This window comes from Haloferax profundi (assembly GCF_001469865.1).
Taxonomy (GTDB): domain Archaea; phylum Halobacteriota; class Halobacteria; order Halobacteriales; family Haloferacaceae; genus Haloferax; species Haloferax profundi.
In genome coordinates this window covers 1-269 of sequence record NZ_LOPV01000240.1, presented here as the reverse complement: position 1 = coordinate 269, position 269 = coordinate 1, and the positions used below count along the sequence as shown (strand labels likewise).

The 269-nt window shown below is 53.5% G+C and carries 1 protein-coding gene; it reads left to right on the top strand.

Features of this window, described 5'->3' with window-relative positions; all coding sequences use genetic code 11:
- The coding region (locus AUR66_RS11495; RefSeq protein WP_197409753.1) for a VOC family protein at positions 1 to 204 on the top strand (204 nt) is incomplete at its 5' end.
- Between the last annotated feature and the right edge of the window lie 65 nt (positions 205 to 269).

Sequence of the window (269 nt, the reverse complement as noted above, 5' to 3'; positions counted from 1 at the left end):
CACACGGTCTCTGGAGAAGAAACACCGGGAATCAACCACATCGCTTTCGCAGTCGACGACATCGAAGGGATCACCGAAGAACTCGACGATGCAGACGTCGACTCGCTGGTTGGTCCATATCACGTCGACAAGACGGGACGTGACATCACGAATTTCCGTGATCCTGATGGACACCGGTTCCAGATCGTCTCCGACGAAGAATAACACCGAAACAACACCAGATAGCAGACAACCAGCGGACCAGCCATCGCCGTCAATTTTTACCAGCG